The organism is Janthinobacterium sp. CG3 (assembly GCF_000344615.1).
Taxonomy (GTDB): Bacteria; Pseudomonadota; Gammaproteobacteria; order Burkholderiales; family Burkholderiaceae_D; genus Janthinobacterium.
Genome location: NZ_KB467824.1, coordinates 4,682,714 through 4,697,308, shown reverse-complemented (window position 1 = coordinate 4,697,308; position 14,595 = coordinate 4,682,714). Strand labels below are relative to the sequence as shown.

Here is a 14,595-nt window from a genome sequence, read left to right as displayed (position 1 = left end):
GAGCGTCTGTTAAGTTAAAATTAGCCAGGGCCTTATTTTAACTTAAGCCCCAAGTTGAAATAGAACTCCTCCCTTTTGCGAAAAAAAACCTGGGTGATGCCAGGATGCTGGCCGCCGCGCTCGAATCCAAATGCGCGACGTCCTATTCCGAGGCCCTTCAGGGATGGCCAAGTCATTGAGGGCATGATGACCGTAAAAAACCCGTTCTAGAACGCCAGCAAACCGTATCACAACCTCCAATGAAAGCCCACATGACCTCACCAGCGTTACCCAACCGTGCCACCTGCGATGAAACTTGCTTATGGCTGAGCGGGCAAACGGGCACGCCGTGGAACCTGGCCCGTCTGTTGGAAAACGGGCTGACGCCCTACGTCTGGCTCGAATACTCGGACGAATACGCCAACTTGTTTGCCGAAGGCATCACCGCCTACGCGGCGCCCGTCGTCTTTATCGAGGACACGCAACGACTGGCGGCCGGCAGCGACGACGTGCTGATCCGCTTCACGCGCGACTCCGACCGGCTCGCCATCCAACTGGAACCGCCGGGCTTGCGCATGCCGCTGCACGCCTTGCGGTTTTTCCAGCGCGACGTGGCGAAACTGGCGGACGAGTTGTTGCACCCGAAACCCGCCGAACCGGCACCGGTGGCGCTGCCCATGGAGAGCAAAAACGGCATCGGCAAGGAGCAGGTGCTTTGCGTTTTTGGCGGCATCGTCAAAATGGACCTCGACAAGGCCCTGGCCGGCGGACAAGGGATCTTTGGCGACGACGGCGCCCGCGTCAGGAAAAACTCGCGCGCCGGCAAGAACAGCCACCTGTGGAACCCGGTGACGCTGGCGTTCGGTCTGCACGACGTGCACCGGGTGCCGATGTCGCACCTGAAAAAGGCTTTCGCCACGCAGCCGCTGCTACGCGAATGGCAGGACGCGTGGCTGGAGTCGTTGGCGTTGCTGGGCGAATAAGGCCGCGCAGCCGGGTGCTATCGACACCGGGACCGGCACATCCAGCGCGCCTCTGCGCGCGCGGCCGCTGGGGTAGAATGCGCCTAGCGACCGCTGTCGCCCACCCGGCGCGCGGCCGCCGCCGGCCCCCACACACTCGACGATTCCATGAAAGCAGACAAGACCCTGGCCACCTACCGGCGCATGCGCGCGCAGCCGCTGTGGCGCCTGCTCGCCTCGGCCAACGGGCCGACGGTGATGGGGCTGCTGCAAACGCATCTGTACGACGCCGAGCGCAACCTGCCGGCGTCGATCTTCCACGAGCGCATCGAGCGCGAGCTCGAGCGCCTGCGCAACCTCGGCGAGGACTGGCCGCAGACGGCCCAGGCCTACGTCGCCGGCTGGCTCGCCGAGGGCCACCTGGAGCGGCGCTTCCCGGCCGGCGCGGCCGAGGAGGAGTACCAGTTGGCCACCTCGACCATCGAGGCGCTGCGCTTCGTCTCCGGGCTGGCCAAGCCGCACGCGGCCGCCACCGAGAGCCGCCTCGGCCTGGTCATCGACGCGCTCGCGCGCCTGTCCGACGACACCAACGCCGACAAGGCCAGCCGCATCGCCCGCCTGCGCGCCGAGCAGCGGCGCATCGAGCGCGAAATCGCCGACATCGAGCACGGCGTGCTGCGCGTGCTGCCCGAGGCCGCCGCGCTCGAGCGCACGCGCGAGATCATCACGCTGGCCGACGGCCTGGCCGGCGACTTCCGCCGCGTGCGCGACCAGTTCGAACAGCTCAACCGCGATCTGCGCGAGCGCATCATGGACAACGACGGCAACCGCGGCGACGTGCTCGACTCGCTCTTCGCCGGCATCGACCTGATCGGCGAGAGCGAGGCCGGGCGCACCTTTTCGGCGTTCTGGCGCCTGCTCACCGACCCCGAGCAATCGGCCACGCTGGAGCAGGCGCTCGACCAGCTGATGTCGCGCCCGTTCGTCGCCGGCCTCGACGCCAAGGAGCGCCGCTTCCTGCTGCGCCTGACCCGCACCCTGCTCGAACAGGGCGGCATGGTGCACGACGTGCTGCAGTCGTTCGCGCGCAGCCTGAAGCATTTCGTGCAAAGCCGCGAGTTCCTCGAGCAGCGCCGCCTGAGCCAGTTGCTGCGCCAGGCGCAGCGCGCCGCGCTGGCCCTCAAGGACGAGGTCAAGGCGACCGAGACGCTCCACTACACCCTGGCGCTGACCAGCAGCAGCCTGCGCTCGCTGTCGCAATGGCTGCTGCACGACCCGGCGCTGCAGGCGCTGCCGGCGCGCATGGTCGACGGCGACGCCGCGCCCATCGACCTGGAATCGGTCGGCGAGCTGGTGGCGCAATCGGAGATCGACTTCCGCACGCTGAAGGCGAACGTGCGCGCGGTGCTGGCGCTGCGCTCGCAGGCGTCGGTGGCCGACGTGCTGCTGGCGTTCCCCGCCGCGCAGGGGCTGGGCAGCGTGCTGGGCCTGCTGGCCCTGGGCAGCCGCCACGGCGAGCTCGCCGCGAACAGCGAAACGGTGGCGTGGACCGGCGCCGACGAGTGCCGCCGCAGCGCACGCATACCGGTGGTGTATTTTTTGAGGGAACGCGCCGATGAACTGGCCTGAGCAGCACCAAGACGACGCCACCGCGGCTAGCGCCGCGAGCGCGCAGGCGGCGGCCGCCGCGGCGCCGTGCGCCGAGGGCGCGCCGCCGACCACCGCGCTGTTCATGGGCGACAGCGGCGAACTGTCGCTCGACACGCGGCGCGCGCTGGTGCAACTGCTGTCCGGCCCGGCGCTGGACGGGCGCCGCCACGCCAAGCTGTGGCCGGTGCTGCTGCGCGACGAGGTGGTGGTGCGGCGCCGCCTCGCCGAGCTGTTCCTCGACCTGGTGATCGACCGCGACGCGCAGGTCGCCTTCACGCGCCAGGCCGACACCGGCGACCTGGAGGTGCCGCTGCTGCTGCGCCGCGCCCAGCTCACCTTCATCGACTCGATCCTGCTGCTGTACCTGCGCCAGCGCCTGACCCAGGCCGATTCGCACGGCGACCGCGCCGTCGTCTCGCTCGACGACATCACCGACAACATGACGCTGTACGAACGCGCCGCCAGCACCGACCGGGCCGGCTTCGCCAAGCGCGTCCACGCCTCGCTGGAAAAGGTCAAGAAGCACAACTTCGTGCAGAAGATACGCGGCAGCGAGGACCGCTACGAGATCTCGCCGACGCTCAAGCTGTTGTTCTCGGCCGAGGAGATCCAGACGCTGACGGGCCTGTACCAGCGCATGGCGGCGGGCGACGCGGCCGCGCCGGCGCGCCAGCCGCCGGCGGACGAGGACGGGGACGAACAATGAACCAGGATCCACGCCCGGCGCTGCTGTTGGCGCGCCAGCAATTCCGCATGGCCCGCCTGCAGGTGTACAACTGGGGCACCTTCTCCGATCTGCACGACGTGCCCATCAGCGAGCGCGGCTTCCTCATCGTCGGCCGCTCCGGCGCCGGCAAGTCGACGCTGCTGGACGCCTTTTCGGCGCTGCTGGTGCCGCCGCGCTGGATCGACTTCAACGCCGCCGCGCGCGAGGCCGACCGCGCCGGGCGCGACCGCAACCTGGTCAGCTACGTCCGCGGCGCCTGGGCGGCGCAGAGCGACGCCGCGTCCGGCGAATACGCCACGCGCTACCTGCGCGCCGGCACCACCTGGTCGGCGCTGGCGCTGAACTACCGTAACGCGCTCGGACACGAGGTCGCGCTGGTGCAGTTGTTCTGGTTGCGCGGCAACAGCAACGGCAACACCGACGTCAAGCGCTATTTCCTGGTCTTCGAGCGCCCCTTCGACCTGCGCGAACTGGGCGACTTCGGCGCCAACAACTTCGACGTGCGCAAGCTCAAGCTGGCCTTCCCCGACGCCTTCGCGCGCGACGAGTTCCGCCCGTATTGCGAGCGCTTCTGCCGCCTGCTCGGCATCGACAGCGACATGGCGCTGCGCCTGCTGCACAAGACCCAGTCGGCCAAGAACCTGGGCGACCTGAACACCTTCCTGCGCGACTTCATGCTCGACAAGCCGGAAACCTTCGACGTGGCCGAGCGCCTGGTCAGCGAGTTCGGCGAACTGAACGCGGCGCACCAGGCGGTGGTGACGGCGCGCGAGCAGGTGCAGACGCTGGCGCCGGCGCGCCAGCGGCACCAGCAGATGCAGTCGCTGCAGTTGCGGCGCAACGCCCTGGAGGAACTGCGCGCCGGCATGAACGGCTACCGCGAGCAGCGCCGCGTCGAGCTGCTGACCGCGTACCTGGCCGCCCTCGACGTCGAGGCGCACGGGCTGGACGGCCAGACCCAGCACCGCCAGGGCGTGCTGGACAACCGGACCGCGGCGTTGCGCGACCTGGAGTACCAGCGCCGCGAGGCCGGCGGCGACCAGATCGAGCACTGGGAAAACGAAAAGAGCGCGCTGGAAAGCCAGCGAGTGGAACGCATGCGCAGGCGCACCCAGGCGGTGGAGGCGAGCAAGGCGCTGGGCTGGACCTTCCCCAGCGCGCCGCAGGGTTTCGCCGAGCTGCTCGGCACGGCGCGCCGGGAGATCGACGACTGGAGCCGCGGCGACGCCGGACAGGAGGAAATATTGGTGCTGGACCGCGCCAGGACCGAGGCCGAGAACGCCCGCGCGGCGGTGGCGCAGGAAATCGCCTCGCTGCGGCGCCAGCCGTCCAACATCCCGGCGCCGATGATCGCGCTGCGGCGCGACATCGCCAGCGCCATCGGCGTGGCCGAGGCCGCCCTGCCCTTCGTCGGCGAACTGGTGGAGGTGAAGCCGGACGAGGCGCCGTGGCGCGGCGCCGTCGAGCGCGTGCTGCACGGCTTCGCGCTGGCCATCCTGGTCGACGAGGACCACTACGGCGCGCTGGCCAACCACATCAACGGCGTCAACCTGGGCCGGCGCCTGGTGTACTTCCGCACCGGCCGCGCCGAGGCGGCGCAGGCGCGCCCGCTGCGCGCCAACTCCCTGGTCCTCAAGCTCAACGTCAAGCAGGGCAACTACGCCGCTTGGCTGCAGGCCGAGCTGCGCCAGCGCTTCGACTACGACTGCGTCGATTCCATCAAGGCCTTGCGCGCCGCCAGCGAGCGCGCGCTGACGCGCGAGGGCCAGGTCAAGCACAGCCGCTCGCGCCACGAAAAGGACGACCGCAGCAGCGTCGACGCGCGCCAATTCTGGCTGCTGGGTTTCGACAACCGCGAAAAACTCGCCATCTACGAGCAGCAAAACCGCGACCTGCAAGCCACCGTCGCCGGCCTGCAGGCGCAGCTCGACAGCCTGCGCCAGCAGCGCACGCAAAGCGGCGCGCGCATCCTCAAATGCCAGACGCTGGTCAACCTGCAGTGGCAGGAGGTCGACGTGCTGCCGCTGGCCGAACGCATCGCCGCGCTCGAGCGCCAACTCAGGAGCGCGCGCGAAGGCAACGCGGTCCTGCAGCGCATCGACGCGCAGCTGGCCGAACAGCGCGAACTGGTGGTGAAAGCCGAAGCGAGCCTGCGCGACAGCATCGCCGACCAGAAGGCTTGCCAGCGCCAGATCAACGACCACCGCCAGCAGTTGGAAAAACTGCAGCAGGACGACAGCCTGGTGGCGCCGACGCCGCACCAGCGCCAGGGCCTGGACCAGCGCTACGCCGCGCTGGACGAGCCGCTGCGCCTGCGCAACCTCGACAACGCCGACCGCGCCGTCGGCAAGGCCCTCCACGCCGACATCGAGGCGCTGAACCGCGACATCGCCGTCTGCGAAAAATTCGTCGAAGCCCAGTTCGCCGCCTTCATCCAAAAATGGCAGGCCGATTCGGACGGCCTGGACGCGGCCGTGGGCGCCGCCGCGGACTTCTTCGCCAAGCTGGCGCGCCTGGAAACGGACGGCCTGCCGGCGCACGAGCAGCGCTTTTTCGAACTGCTGCAAAACCAGAGCAACCAGAACCTGGCGGCGCTGTCGACCTACCTGAACGACGCCCGCAAGGCCATTCTGGAGCGCATGGACATGGTCAACGAAAGCCTGCGCCAGGTGCCCTTCAACCAGAGCGCCGACCAGCGCACCTACCTGCACATCCAGCCCAGCGACCGCCAGTTGCCGGAGGTGCGCGAGTTCAAGCAGGACATCCAGCGCGCGCTCAGCCACGCCTGGAGCGACGACGCGCAATTCGCCGAGGCGCGCTTCGTCGCGCTGCGCCGCCTGGTCGACCGGCTGGCCAGCCAGGAGCCGGAGCAGCGCCGCTGGCGCGAGGCGGTGCTCGACGTGCGCCTGCACGTCGAATTCATCGGCCGCGAGCTCGACGAGGGCGGCGCCGAGGTCGAGGTCTACCGCAGCGGCGCCGGCAAGTCGGGCGGCCAGCGCCAGAAGCTGGCGACGACCTGCCTGGCCGCGGCGCTGCGCTACCAGCTCGGCGGCAGCGACTACGGCATGCCGATCTACGCCCCGGTGGTGCTCGACGAAGCCTTCGACAAGGCCGACAACGAGTTCACCGCGCTGGCGATGAACATCTTCGCCAACTTCGGCTTCCAGATGATCGTCGCCACGCCGCTGAAGTCGGTGATGACGCTGGAGCCGTTCATCGGCGGCGCCTGCTTTGTCGACATCCGCGACCGGCGCGTCTCCGGCGTCCTGATGATCGAATACGACGACCAGCGCCAGCGCCTGCGGCTGCCGCAACAAACCCGCGACGAGGCCTCCCATGAAGCTGCCCGCTGACGTGCGCCAGTTGCTGGCGCGCCGCTTCGACGCCATGCACCGCGACTGGCTGGCGGACGACGCCGGCGCGGCCGGCTGGCCGCTCGACATCGCGCTTGGCGCGCCGACCGAGGCGGCCGCGCTGCGCCAGGTCGAGGCGGTGCGCGCCTGGGTAGCCGCCTGGGGGGCGTGGCGGGGCGCGGGCGAGCTGCGCTGGTGCGAGCGGCAGTGGAAGGTGCTCGGCACCCAGCGCCTGCCCGCCACCCTCACCGTGCACGGTCCCGAGCAGGCCGCCCTGTGGATCGGCGAGCAGGAGCGCTGGGACCGCGCCGCCAGGCGCCGGCAAGTGCTGGCGGCGCGCTGGCCGGTGCTGGCGCGGCGCCTGCCGCGCCAGTTCGCGACGCTGGCGGACTATGCCGAGGCCGACTTCCAGCGCCTGCTCGACATGCTCGCCTGGATCGAGGCCAACCCGCGCTCCGGCCTGTACCCGCGCCAATTGCCGGTGGCCGGCCTGGACAGCAAATGGCTGGAGTCGCGCAAGGGCGCGCTGCTCGAACTGGTCGCGGCAATGCGCGGCGCGCCGGCCGACGGCGCCGATTTTTACGCCCTGTGCGGTTTGCAAAAGCCGCCCGCGCAGCTACGCATGCGCGTGCTGGACCCGGCGCTGCGCGCCCGGCTCGGCGGCCTGGGCGACGTCACCGCGCCGGTCGACGAATTGGCCCGCCTCGACCTGAAGCCGACGCTCGTGCTGGTCGTCGAAAACCTGCAAACCGGCCTGGCGTTGGCCGACATTCCGGGCGCGCTGGTCTTCATGGCGCTCGGCTACGGCGTCGACCTGTTGGCGCAACTGCCGTGGATCGCGCAGGCGCGCTGCCTGTATTGGGGCGACATCGACACCCACGGCTACGCGATCCTGCAGCGGGCCCGGGGCCATTTGCCGCAGCTGCGCTCGGTCCTCATGGACGAGGCCACCCTGCACCGCTTCGCGGCGCTGTGGACGGATGAAAAAACGCCGCACCCGGCGACCACGCTGACCGGGCTCACGCCCGACGAGCACGCCGTCTATACCGGCCTGAAACTGCACCGCTGGCGGCACCAGCTGCGCCTGGAGCAGGAGCGCATCGACTGGAGCGTCGCCTGGCAGGCGCTGCTTGCCGCGGCGGCGCACTAGAAGCGGCGAAGCGTGCGATAGCGCACGGTTGGCTTGCCTGCGCGCAGCGATGATGTGGCTTTCGCGACCGTAAATAGGAGAACACCATGACCAACCGCATCGGCAACAAGGATATCGCCCAGCACCGCAGCAAGCAGGAAAAGAAACGCATCAAGCAGGACAACATCGCCAGGGAAGCGGTCAAGAAGGCCACCGCCAAGGCGAAATACCGCAACGAGGTGAAAGGCCGCGTGTCGGCGGCCCAGGCGGCGCAGGCGTTTTAGCCGCCCTGGCGGCGCGCGGGCGCGCCGTTGCGCCTGCGCCGCGCGCCCTCCGGTGGGGATAACCACAGGGTGGGGCGGACGGCCCATATGCCCCAAGCCAGCCACACGCCGTAAGTGGATGCGGGCGGCAACCCGGCGCACGGACTCAGTCGACGATGAACAGCGTCGCGCCGGTCGCGGTGAAGGAGCGGTGCGGCTCGGCGTCGTCGGCCACCTGGTAGCTCATGCCGGCCTTGAGCAGGAAGGTGCGGCCGTCTTCCAGTTCGGTATGCAACTCGCCCGCCGTGCACAACAGCACGTGGCCCTTGACGCACCAGTGGTCGGCCAGATAGCCGGGCGTGTATTCGACCATGCGCACGCGGATCGGGCCGAATTTGCGGGTGCGCCAATAGGCCATGCCGCTGTCGCCTTTGTGCTCGGTTCGCTCAATCTGCGACCAATCCGTCACGCCGAACGGGATATCTGACATCTGCATCTACAACTCCTTGGTGGATGTCCGCCAGCGCCAGCGCGCTGGCGAAAAAAGCATCGAAGCGGTGTAGCGTAGCGTAAACCGCCCGGCCGCGCGGCGGCGGCGCTTTTTTCGCGCCGCCGCGCACTTTTGCGGCCGCCGCCGGCGCCGGTTTGCTATCATCGTGATTCTTGTCGGATGGTAATAATTCGACCCGTTCCACGCTGTCCCGCCGCAAAAAGGCACGCGCCATGACCCAGAATTTTTTCCAGACCTTCATCCTGCTGCTGCTGGTGACCGATCCCTTCGGCAACGTGCCGCTGTTCGTCAATGCGCTGTCCAAGGTGGCGCCGGCGCGGCGCTGGCGCGTGGTGGTGCGCGAATGCCTGATCGCCTTCGTCGTGCTGCTGCTGTTTATGTTCTTCGGCCGCCACCTGCTGGCGGCGATGCAACTGTCGGAAGTGGCGCTGCGCATCGGCGGCAGCGTGATCCTGTTCCTGATCGCCATGCGCATGGTGTTCCCTCAAGCGGGCGGCAACGGCGACGCCGACCTGGAGGGCGAACCCTTCATCGTGCCGCTGGCCATTCCCGCGCTGGCGGGGCCGTCGGCGCTGGCCACGGTGCTGCTGTTTTCATCGCACGAGATGCGCGACGTGATGGCGCATGTGGCGGCGCTCACCGCCGTGGCCGCCGTCTGGCTGGCCGTCTTCCTCAGCGCCGAGCGGCTGCAACGGGCGCTAGGCCCGCAGGTGATGACGGCGTTCGAACGCCTGATGGGGCTGATATTGACGGCGATGGCGGTGGAAATGCTGCTGGCCGGCGTGCGCGCGTTCGCCAAGACGCTGTAGCGCCGCCGCTTGCGGCGACGGTATAATATTTCTCCGCGCATCATCCAATAGCGCCGGGGGAGAACGCCGTGAGCCGCACCAACCATGTTTGCCTGATGGCCGAGTACAACCAGTGGATGAACGCCAAGGTCTATGCGGCGGCCAGGACCTTGCCGGACGCCGGACTGGGCGCCGACAGGAAGGCTTTTTTCGGCTCCCTGTTCGGCACCCTGAACCACATCGCGGCCGGCGACACGATCTGGCTGCGGCGCTTCGCCGCCAGCCATCCGGCCACGTTCGCGGCGCTGGAGCCGGTGCGGCAATTGGCGCAACCCGCCGGACTGAGCCAGCTGCTGTTCCCGGACTTTGACGCGCTGGCGCAATACCGGCAGTGGCTCGACGCCGTCATCGTCGAATGGGCCGGTGCGCTGAGCGAAGCCGACCTCGATCATGCGCTGCGCTATTCCAACATCAAGGGCGACGCCTTCGAGCGGGATTTTTTCAGCCTGCTGATGCATTTCTTCAACCACCAGACCCACCACCGCGGCCAAGCCACGACCCTGCTGTCGCAGGCCGGCGTCGACGTCGGCCCGACCGACTTGTTGATGCTGATTCCGAACCGCGCCGAGGCGGCTTGATGAATTCAACGCCGACGCGCTAGCTGGCGGCGCGGCGCTGCATCGTACGCCTTTCGGTCAGCGAGCCGACGGCCGCGCCCTGCCCCATCGCCATGCCGCCGGCGTCGTCGACCATGTCGGCGGCGGCGCGCACGCTGCGCTCAAGCTGGTCGGCGTTGCGCTGGCCGCGGTGGTACCAGTTGCGCACGATCTGCGCCGCCGTCTCGCGCCCGCCCAGGCCGAACGACAGGCCCAGCGCCAGCGCCAGCGCACCCACCACCGCCATGAACAGGGTGTTGACCAGCGTCGTCGCGATGCCGATCTGGTTGACCGCGACGACGATGCCGAAGGCCCAGATCAACCCGGAGGCGACCTTCGCCAGCAAGTCCGGGTTGCCCAGCCCGCCCTCGGCGGCGGCGCCGCGCACCAGGCTGCTCAAGGCCCGCGCGGCCAGGCCGGCGATCACCAGCACCACCAGCGCCACCACCACGTTCGGCAGCCACAGCAGCAATTGGCGCAGCACGTCCGACACCGCCGGCAAGCCCAGCGCGTCGAAGGCCACCACCAGCGCCACCAGCCGCACGAACCACTTCACGACCATGCCGATCATGCCGGACGCGTCGCTCCCGGTGCCCATTTTTTGCACGAAGTCGGAGAAGCCGGAGCGCTGCGACAGTTCGTTGAACTTGACCGTGCGCAGCAGCGCGGCGACGGCTTTTTCAATCACCGCCGCGATCAGCCAGCCGGCGATGAGGATGACGGCGAAGCCGATGATTTTCGGGATCGACGAAAAAAACATCGCCATGGCCGCAGCCAGGGAAGTCATCAGGGCGGTGCTCCACTCGGTGATTTGCGATTGCATATTTGCTCCAGTCTGCGTCGGTTGATCGGATAGACGGCGCCAACTGAATCGCCGGCCTTAGCAAATAGACAGGGCCCAACCGAAAAAGTTTATGCTTTTCCCGGCCGGCTTGCGCTTTTCGCGGCGGAAGCTGTTTCCCGCGCAAGAATCGACACGAAAATCGCCGCGGCGCTCGCGGCGGCGCGCGCACCGGCGCGGCGCGGGCACATTTCCCCAGTATTCCCCCGGTCTTTCCCTCGGCTCCTGCGCGCGCGCCGGCACTTGCGGCCGAAAACCCGCTATGCTGCGCCTGTGGCGCGTCCGCTAGCGCGACGCTATCCATGCAAGCACCCAACCATCGCACCGGCACCACGCCTTACCACCACCATTTATCACCATGAATCAGGCAGAACAGCAGCGTCTTCTCGACATTTTGGAGTACTGGCACAAGATCGAATTTTTCGTTCCGTTTGATCTGGCGCAAGTGAGCGACACGCAAGACGACTGGAAGTTGCGCTGGCTCGCGCGCGCCGACCTGGCGAGCCAGCCGGCGGGCTTCCTGTCGCAGATGAGCGTGCCGCCCGACCTGAGAATCAACGGCTTCAAGCTGTTCCTCGGCGTGTTCGACAAGGCCGAGATCGCCAGCGCCAGCAAGGCGCCCGCTTCCGCCCACGAACAAATGGAGGAGGCCGAAAAAGACAGCCTGCAAGGGCGCTCCTGCTTCGCCCGGATCGCCCTGAACGCCTTCGGCGAGCCGAATTTCGACCCGGTGTCGGTGTCGACCGTGCCGTGGGCGCTCGGCCAGGGCGTGGCCGGACTGGGGCTGGACGCCTTCGACGCCGCGCTGCAAGACCTGAAGGACCGCTTGCAGAACTTCCGCGCCGCTTGCCGCGCGGCGTTGGCGTCCGAGCCCGACGGCACGCCGACGGCGGCCATGAGCGGCGCCGACATCGTCGCGCTGTTCGAGCTATTCACCGCGTGGGCCAGTTTCACGCCAACGCGCGGGCAACCGCTGGCGCTGCTGGAAATCAGCACCGAGAAAATTCCGGCGCAGAGGGAACGCGCCGACGACGCCGCCCCGGCGCAGCCGTCGCAGCCGTCGCACAACGGCGAACTCGATTTCGACGTCGACATCGAACCGGAGCCGGCGGTCGACATCCTGAACAGTTTTTACATCGAAGACATCGAGCGCGCCATCTGCGCGGTGCGCGCCGGCGCCGTGCCGGCCGCGCTGCAAGCCTACCTGACGCCGCTGGCGCGCGAGCAGCGCATCGACCTCTACACCGACGCCGGCCGCCAGGCCATCGTCGAGACGCTGCATCCGCTGCGCGGCAACCGCGGCCACTGGCTGGAAGACGCCCAGCGCTCGATGAGCCTGATGCAGCAATTCGCCATCAACGCCGGCCTGCGCCACTTGGCCGACGGCGGCCTGTTTTCCGTCAACGGCCCGCCCGGCACCGGCAAGACCACGCTGCTGCGCGACATCTTCGCCGAGAACATCGTGCGCCGCGCCGCCGTGCTGGCGCGCCTGGGCAAGGCGGCCGACGCCTTTTGCGGCAAGGTCAGGGTCGGCTTCAACGGCGACACCAAGCAAGCCACCATCGCGCGCCTGATCCCCGCACTGTGCGGCTTCGAAATGGTGGTGGCCTCGTCCAACAACGCGGCGGTGGAAAACATCTCGACCGACCTGCCCAAGCGCAAACAGCTGGGCGCCGCCTGGTCCGGCGCCAGCTATCTGCAAACCGTGGCGCAGCGCCTGGCGGCCGAGGGCAGCGACGGCCGCGTCAAGCCGCTGGCGCCCGGCGACACGCCGTGGGGCCTGATTTCCTGCGCGCTCGGCAAGAGCGAAAACCGCAAGCGCTTCGTCTCGAAATTCTATTACGACGGCAAGGAGCCGTACCGCGCCGCCCAGCCCGGCGCGATGCAGCACATCCGCCAGTGGCTGGCCAGCCACCGCGGCGTCGGCTTCCAGCAAGCGGCCGCCGAGTTCCGCGCCGCCGAGCAAAGCGTCGAGGCGGCGCTGGCCGAGCTGGCCGACTACGCCGACCTGTGGGCCGGCGCCGGGTCGGCCACGCGCGAGCAGTTCTGCCGCGCCGGACTAGAGGCCGCCGAGCAGGCCGCGGCCCAGGAGGGCGCCGTCCAACGGGCGCTGGCCGAGGCCGAACGCGCGCTCGCCGGCCACCTTGAGCACCGCGCCGCGCTGCAGGAGGAAGAGCGCTTGCTCGACCGCGCCGCGCCGGGCTTTTTCGCGCGCCTGCTGCGCACCGCGGCGGCGCGCGGCCACCGCGCCGACGTGGCCGCCAACGCCGACGCGCAGCGCGCCGCCGGACGCGCCATCGCCGCCGCCAAGACCCTGATCGCCGGCGAGCTGGCATCGCAGCGCGCGCGCGCCGGCGCAGCCATGGCGGCGGCCCAGGGCGCCCTGGCGGCCATGCAACGCGACTGGGACGCGCTGCAAGCCCGCCAGCAAGCCTGCCGCGCCCGTTTCCCCGACCTGGCGCCGCCGGCCAGCCTGGCGCAACTGGAGGACGACGCGGTGCAGATCGCCGGCCTGTGGCACGACGCCGCCGTGGCGCATCTGCGCTCGACCCTGTTCGCCAAGGCGCTGGCGCTGCACGAGGCCTGGCTGGCCGAGGTGGCGCAAAAGGGCGGCGCCGGCTTCGGCGGCAACCTGTTCGCCATCGCCCTGCTGCTGGACGGCAAACGCCCCGACGACGACGCCCACGTCGCGCCGGTCTGGCAAAGCCTGTTCATGGTGGTGCCGGTGGTGTCGACCACCTTCGCCTCGTTCGCGCGGCAGTTCCGCGGCATGGACGCGGCGTCGCTCGGCTGGCTCTTCATCGACGAGGCCGGCCAGGCCGTGCCGCAAGCGGCCGTCGGCGCGCTGTGGCGCGCCCAACGCGCCGTCGTCGTCGGCGACCCGCTGCAGATCGAGCCGGTCTTCACCGTGCCGGCGCAACTGGTCAGGGACTTGTCGGCGCAATCGCCGCACACCGCCGACGCCGCCTACGCGCCCGACAAGGTATCGGTGCAGCGCCTGGCCGACGCCGCCAACCCCTACGGCACGCTGGTGGCCGGCGACGCCGCCGAGGGGCTGTGGATCGGCAGCCCGCTGCGGGTGCACCGGCGCTGCGCCGACCCGATGTTCGCGTTGTCGAACGCGATCGCCTACGGCGGCAAAATGGTGTTCGGCCTGGCCGACCGCGAACCGCCGGCGCACGCGCCCGGCCTGGGGCACAGCGCCTGGATCGACGTCGCCGGCGCGACCGCGTACAAGCAGGTGGTACCGCAGCAGATCGAGCTGGTGGCGGAACTGCTGGTGCGGCTGTACCGGCGCGAAGGCGCGCTGCCGTCGCTGTACATCATCTCGCCGTTCAAGGCGGTTAAAAACGAGGTGAAGAAGCGCCTGCTCGGCATCGACTGGAGCGGCGCCGCGCCGAAGCGCAAGGAACTCGAACTGTGGTGCCGGGAGCGGATCGGCACCGTGCACACCTTCCAGGGCAAGGAGCAAAGCATGGTGCTGATGGTGCTGGGCGCCGACCACGGCAGCGCCGGCGCGGCGGCGTGGGCGGCGTCGAAGCCGAACCTGCTGAACGTCGCGCTGACCCGCGCCGAGCACTACATCTACATCATCGGCGAAGCCGCGGTATGGCGCGACCAGCCGCATTTTTCGGTGGCGCACGCTTGTCTGCGCAAGACCGACGCGCCCAGCTTCCTGCGCCAACTGCCGCTGATGGCGTTACCCTCCGCAGGTCGGATGAGCGTAGCGTAATCC

At 69.1% G+C, this 14,595-nt stretch carries 12 protein-coding genes; 9 read left to right on the top strand and 3 right to left on the bottom strand.

All coding sequences use genetic code 11. The features are described from left to right. The first annotated feature begins 251 nt into the window (after window positions 1-251). The 6 genes from JANGC3_RS0120880 to JANGC3_RS33345 all read left to right on the top strand — a co-directional run bounded on the left by JANGC3_RS0120880 (window position 252) and on the right by JANGC3_RS33345 (window position 8,084). The gene (locus tag JANGC3_RS0120880) at window positions 252-962 is read left to right on the top strand and encodes a hypothetical protein (RefSeq protein ID WP_026133281.1); all 711 of its coding nucleotides are present in this window, start codon (window positions 252-254) and stop codon (window positions 960-962) included. Window positions 963-1,109: 147 nt separating this feature from the next. After that, entirely contained in the window at window positions 1,110-2,570 is a 1,461-nt protein-coding gene (locus JANGC3_RS0120875; RefSeq protein ID WP_017878439.1) for a DUF3375 domain-containing protein, read from the top strand. Then, window positions 2,557-3,297, top strand: a complete 741-nt coding sequence (locus JANGC3_RS0120870; RefSeq protein ID WP_017878438.1) for a DUF4194 domain-containing protein — start codon at window positions 2,557-2,559, stop codon at window positions 3,295-3,297. Before JANGC3_RS0120875 ends, JANGC3_RS0120870 begins: the two co-directional genes overlap by 14 nt. Next, on the top strand, window positions 3,294-6,671 hold the full coding sequence (locus JANGC3_RS0120865; RefSeq protein WP_026133280.1) for an ATP-binding protein: 3,378 nt from the start codon (window positions 3,294-3,296) through the stop codon (window positions 6,669-6,671). The genes JANGC3_RS0120870 and JANGC3_RS0120865 overlap by 4 nt, the downstream gene beginning before the upstream one ends. Continuing rightward, entirely contained in the window at window positions 6,655-7,821 is a 1,167-nt protein-coding gene (locus tag JANGC3_RS0120860; RefSeq protein WP_017878436.1) for a DUF3322 domain-containing protein, read from the top strand. Before JANGC3_RS0120865 ends, JANGC3_RS0120860 begins: the two co-directional genes overlap by 17 nt. A gap of 86 nt (window positions 7,822-7,907) precedes the next feature. Beyond that, window positions 7,908-8,084 carry a hypothetical protein gene (locus JANGC3_RS33345; protein ID WP_017878435.1) on the top strand — a complete coding sequence of 59 codons (177 nt, stop codon included), beginning with the start codon at window positions 7,908-7,910 and terminating at the stop codon, window positions 8,082-8,084. A 145-nt stretch (window positions 8,085-8,229) separates the two neighbouring features. Here JANGC3_RS33345 and JANGC3_RS0120850 read toward each other — a convergent pair whose 3' ends face one another. Then, window positions 8,230-8,559 carry a DHCW motif cupin fold protein gene (locus JANGC3_RS0120850; protein ID WP_017878434.1) on the bottom strand — a complete coding sequence of 110 codons (330 nt, stop codon included), beginning with the start codon at window positions 8,557-8,559 and terminating at the stop codon, window positions 8,230-8,232. Next, the gene (locus JANGC3_RS32915) at window positions 8,510-8,815 is read right to left on the bottom strand and encodes a hypothetical protein (RefSeq protein WP_157406789.1); all 306 of its coding nucleotides are present in this window, start codon (window positions 8,813-8,815) and stop codon (window positions 8,510-8,512) included. The genes JANGC3_RS0120850 and JANGC3_RS32915 overlap by 50 nt, the downstream gene beginning before the upstream one ends. On the opposite strand from JANGC3_RS32915, the gene JANGC3_RS0120845 reads away from it, so the two are divergent. Then, the gene (locus JANGC3_RS0120845; RefSeq protein ID WP_017878433.1) at window positions 8,787-9,383 is read left to right on the top strand and encodes a MarC family protein; all 597 of its coding nucleotides are present in this window, start codon (window positions 8,787-8,789) and stop codon (window positions 9,381-9,383) included. The genes JANGC3_RS32915 and JANGC3_RS0120845 overlap by 29 nt on opposite strands. Window positions 9,384-9,478: 95 nt before the next feature. Then, complete coding sequence (locus tag JANGC3_RS0120840; RefSeq protein ID WP_017878432.1) at window positions 9,479-10,000, top strand: DinB family protein; 522 nt, start codon at window positions 9,479-9,481, stop codon at window positions 9,998-10,000. Between the two features lie 19 nt (window positions 10,001-10,019). Here JANGC3_RS0120840 and JANGC3_RS0120835 read toward each other — a convergent pair whose 3' ends face one another. Next, window positions 10,020-10,841 (bottom strand): mechanosensitive ion channel family protein, encoded by an 822-nt coding sequence (locus tag JANGC3_RS0120835; protein ID WP_017878431.1) that lies wholly within the window; start codon window positions 10,839-10,841, stop codon window positions 10,020-10,022. Window positions 10,842-11,217: 376 nt separating this feature from the next. Between JANGC3_RS0120835 and JANGC3_RS0120830 the strand changes: the two genes are divergently transcribed. Continuing rightward, the gene (locus JANGC3_RS0120830) at window positions 11,218-14,592 is read left to right on the top strand and encodes a DEAD/DEAH box helicase (protein WP_157406787.1); all 3,375 of its coding nucleotides are present in this window, start codon (window positions 11,218-11,220) and stop codon (window positions 14,590-14,592) included. The last annotated feature ends 3 nt before the right edge of the window (window positions 14,593-14,595 follow it).

Excerpts from the sequence above, each read along its gene's own strand:
- JANGC3_RS0120880 (WP_026133281.1), top strand. The coding sequence starts at position 252 with ATGACCTCACCAGCGTTACCCAACCGTGCCACCTGCGATGAAACTTGC.
- JANGC3_RS0120875 (WP_017878439.1), top strand. The coding sequence starts at position 1,110 with ATGAAAGCAGACAAGACCCTGGCCACCTACCGGCGCATGCGCGCGCAG.
- JANGC3_RS0120870 (WP_017878438.1), top strand. The coding sequence starts at position 2,557 with ATGAACTGGCCTGAGCAGCACCAAGACGACGCCACCGCGGCTAGCGCC.
- JANGC3_RS0120865 (WP_026133280.1), top strand. The coding sequence starts at position 3,294 with ATGAACCAGGATCCACGCCCGGCGCTGCTGTTGGCGCGCCAGCAATTC.
- JANGC3_RS0120860 (WP_017878436.1), top strand. The coding sequence starts at position 6,655 with ATGAAGCTGCCCGCTGACGTGCGCCAGTTGCTGGCGCGCCGCTTCGAC.
- JANGC3_RS33345 (WP_017878435.1), top strand. The coding sequence starts at position 7,908 with ATGACCAACCGCATCGGCAACAAGGATATCGCCCAGCACCGCAGCAAG.
- JANGC3_RS0120850 (WP_017878434.1), bottom strand. The coding sequence starts at position 8,559 with ATGCAGATGTCAGATATCCCGTTCGGCGTGACGGATTGGTCGCAGATT.
- JANGC3_RS0120845 (WP_017878433.1), top strand. The coding sequence starts at position 8,787 with ATGACCCAGAATTTTTTCCAGACCTTCATCCTGCTGCTGCTGGTGACC.
- JANGC3_RS32915 (WP_157406789.1), bottom strand. The coding sequence starts at position 8,815 with ATGAAGGTCTGGAAAAAATTCTGGGTCATGGCGCGTGCCTTTTTGCGG.
- JANGC3_RS0120840 (WP_017878432.1), top strand. The coding sequence starts at position 9,479 with ATGGCCGAGTACAACCAGTGGATGAACGCCAAGGTCTATGCGGCGGCC.
- JANGC3_RS0120835 (WP_017878431.1), bottom strand. The coding sequence starts at position 10,841 with ATGCAATCGCAAATCACCGAGTGGAGCACCGCCCTGATGACTTCCCTG.
- JANGC3_RS0120830 (WP_157406787.1), top strand. The coding sequence starts at position 11,218 with ATGAATCAGGCAGAACAGCAGCGTCTTCTCGACATTTTGGAGTACTGG.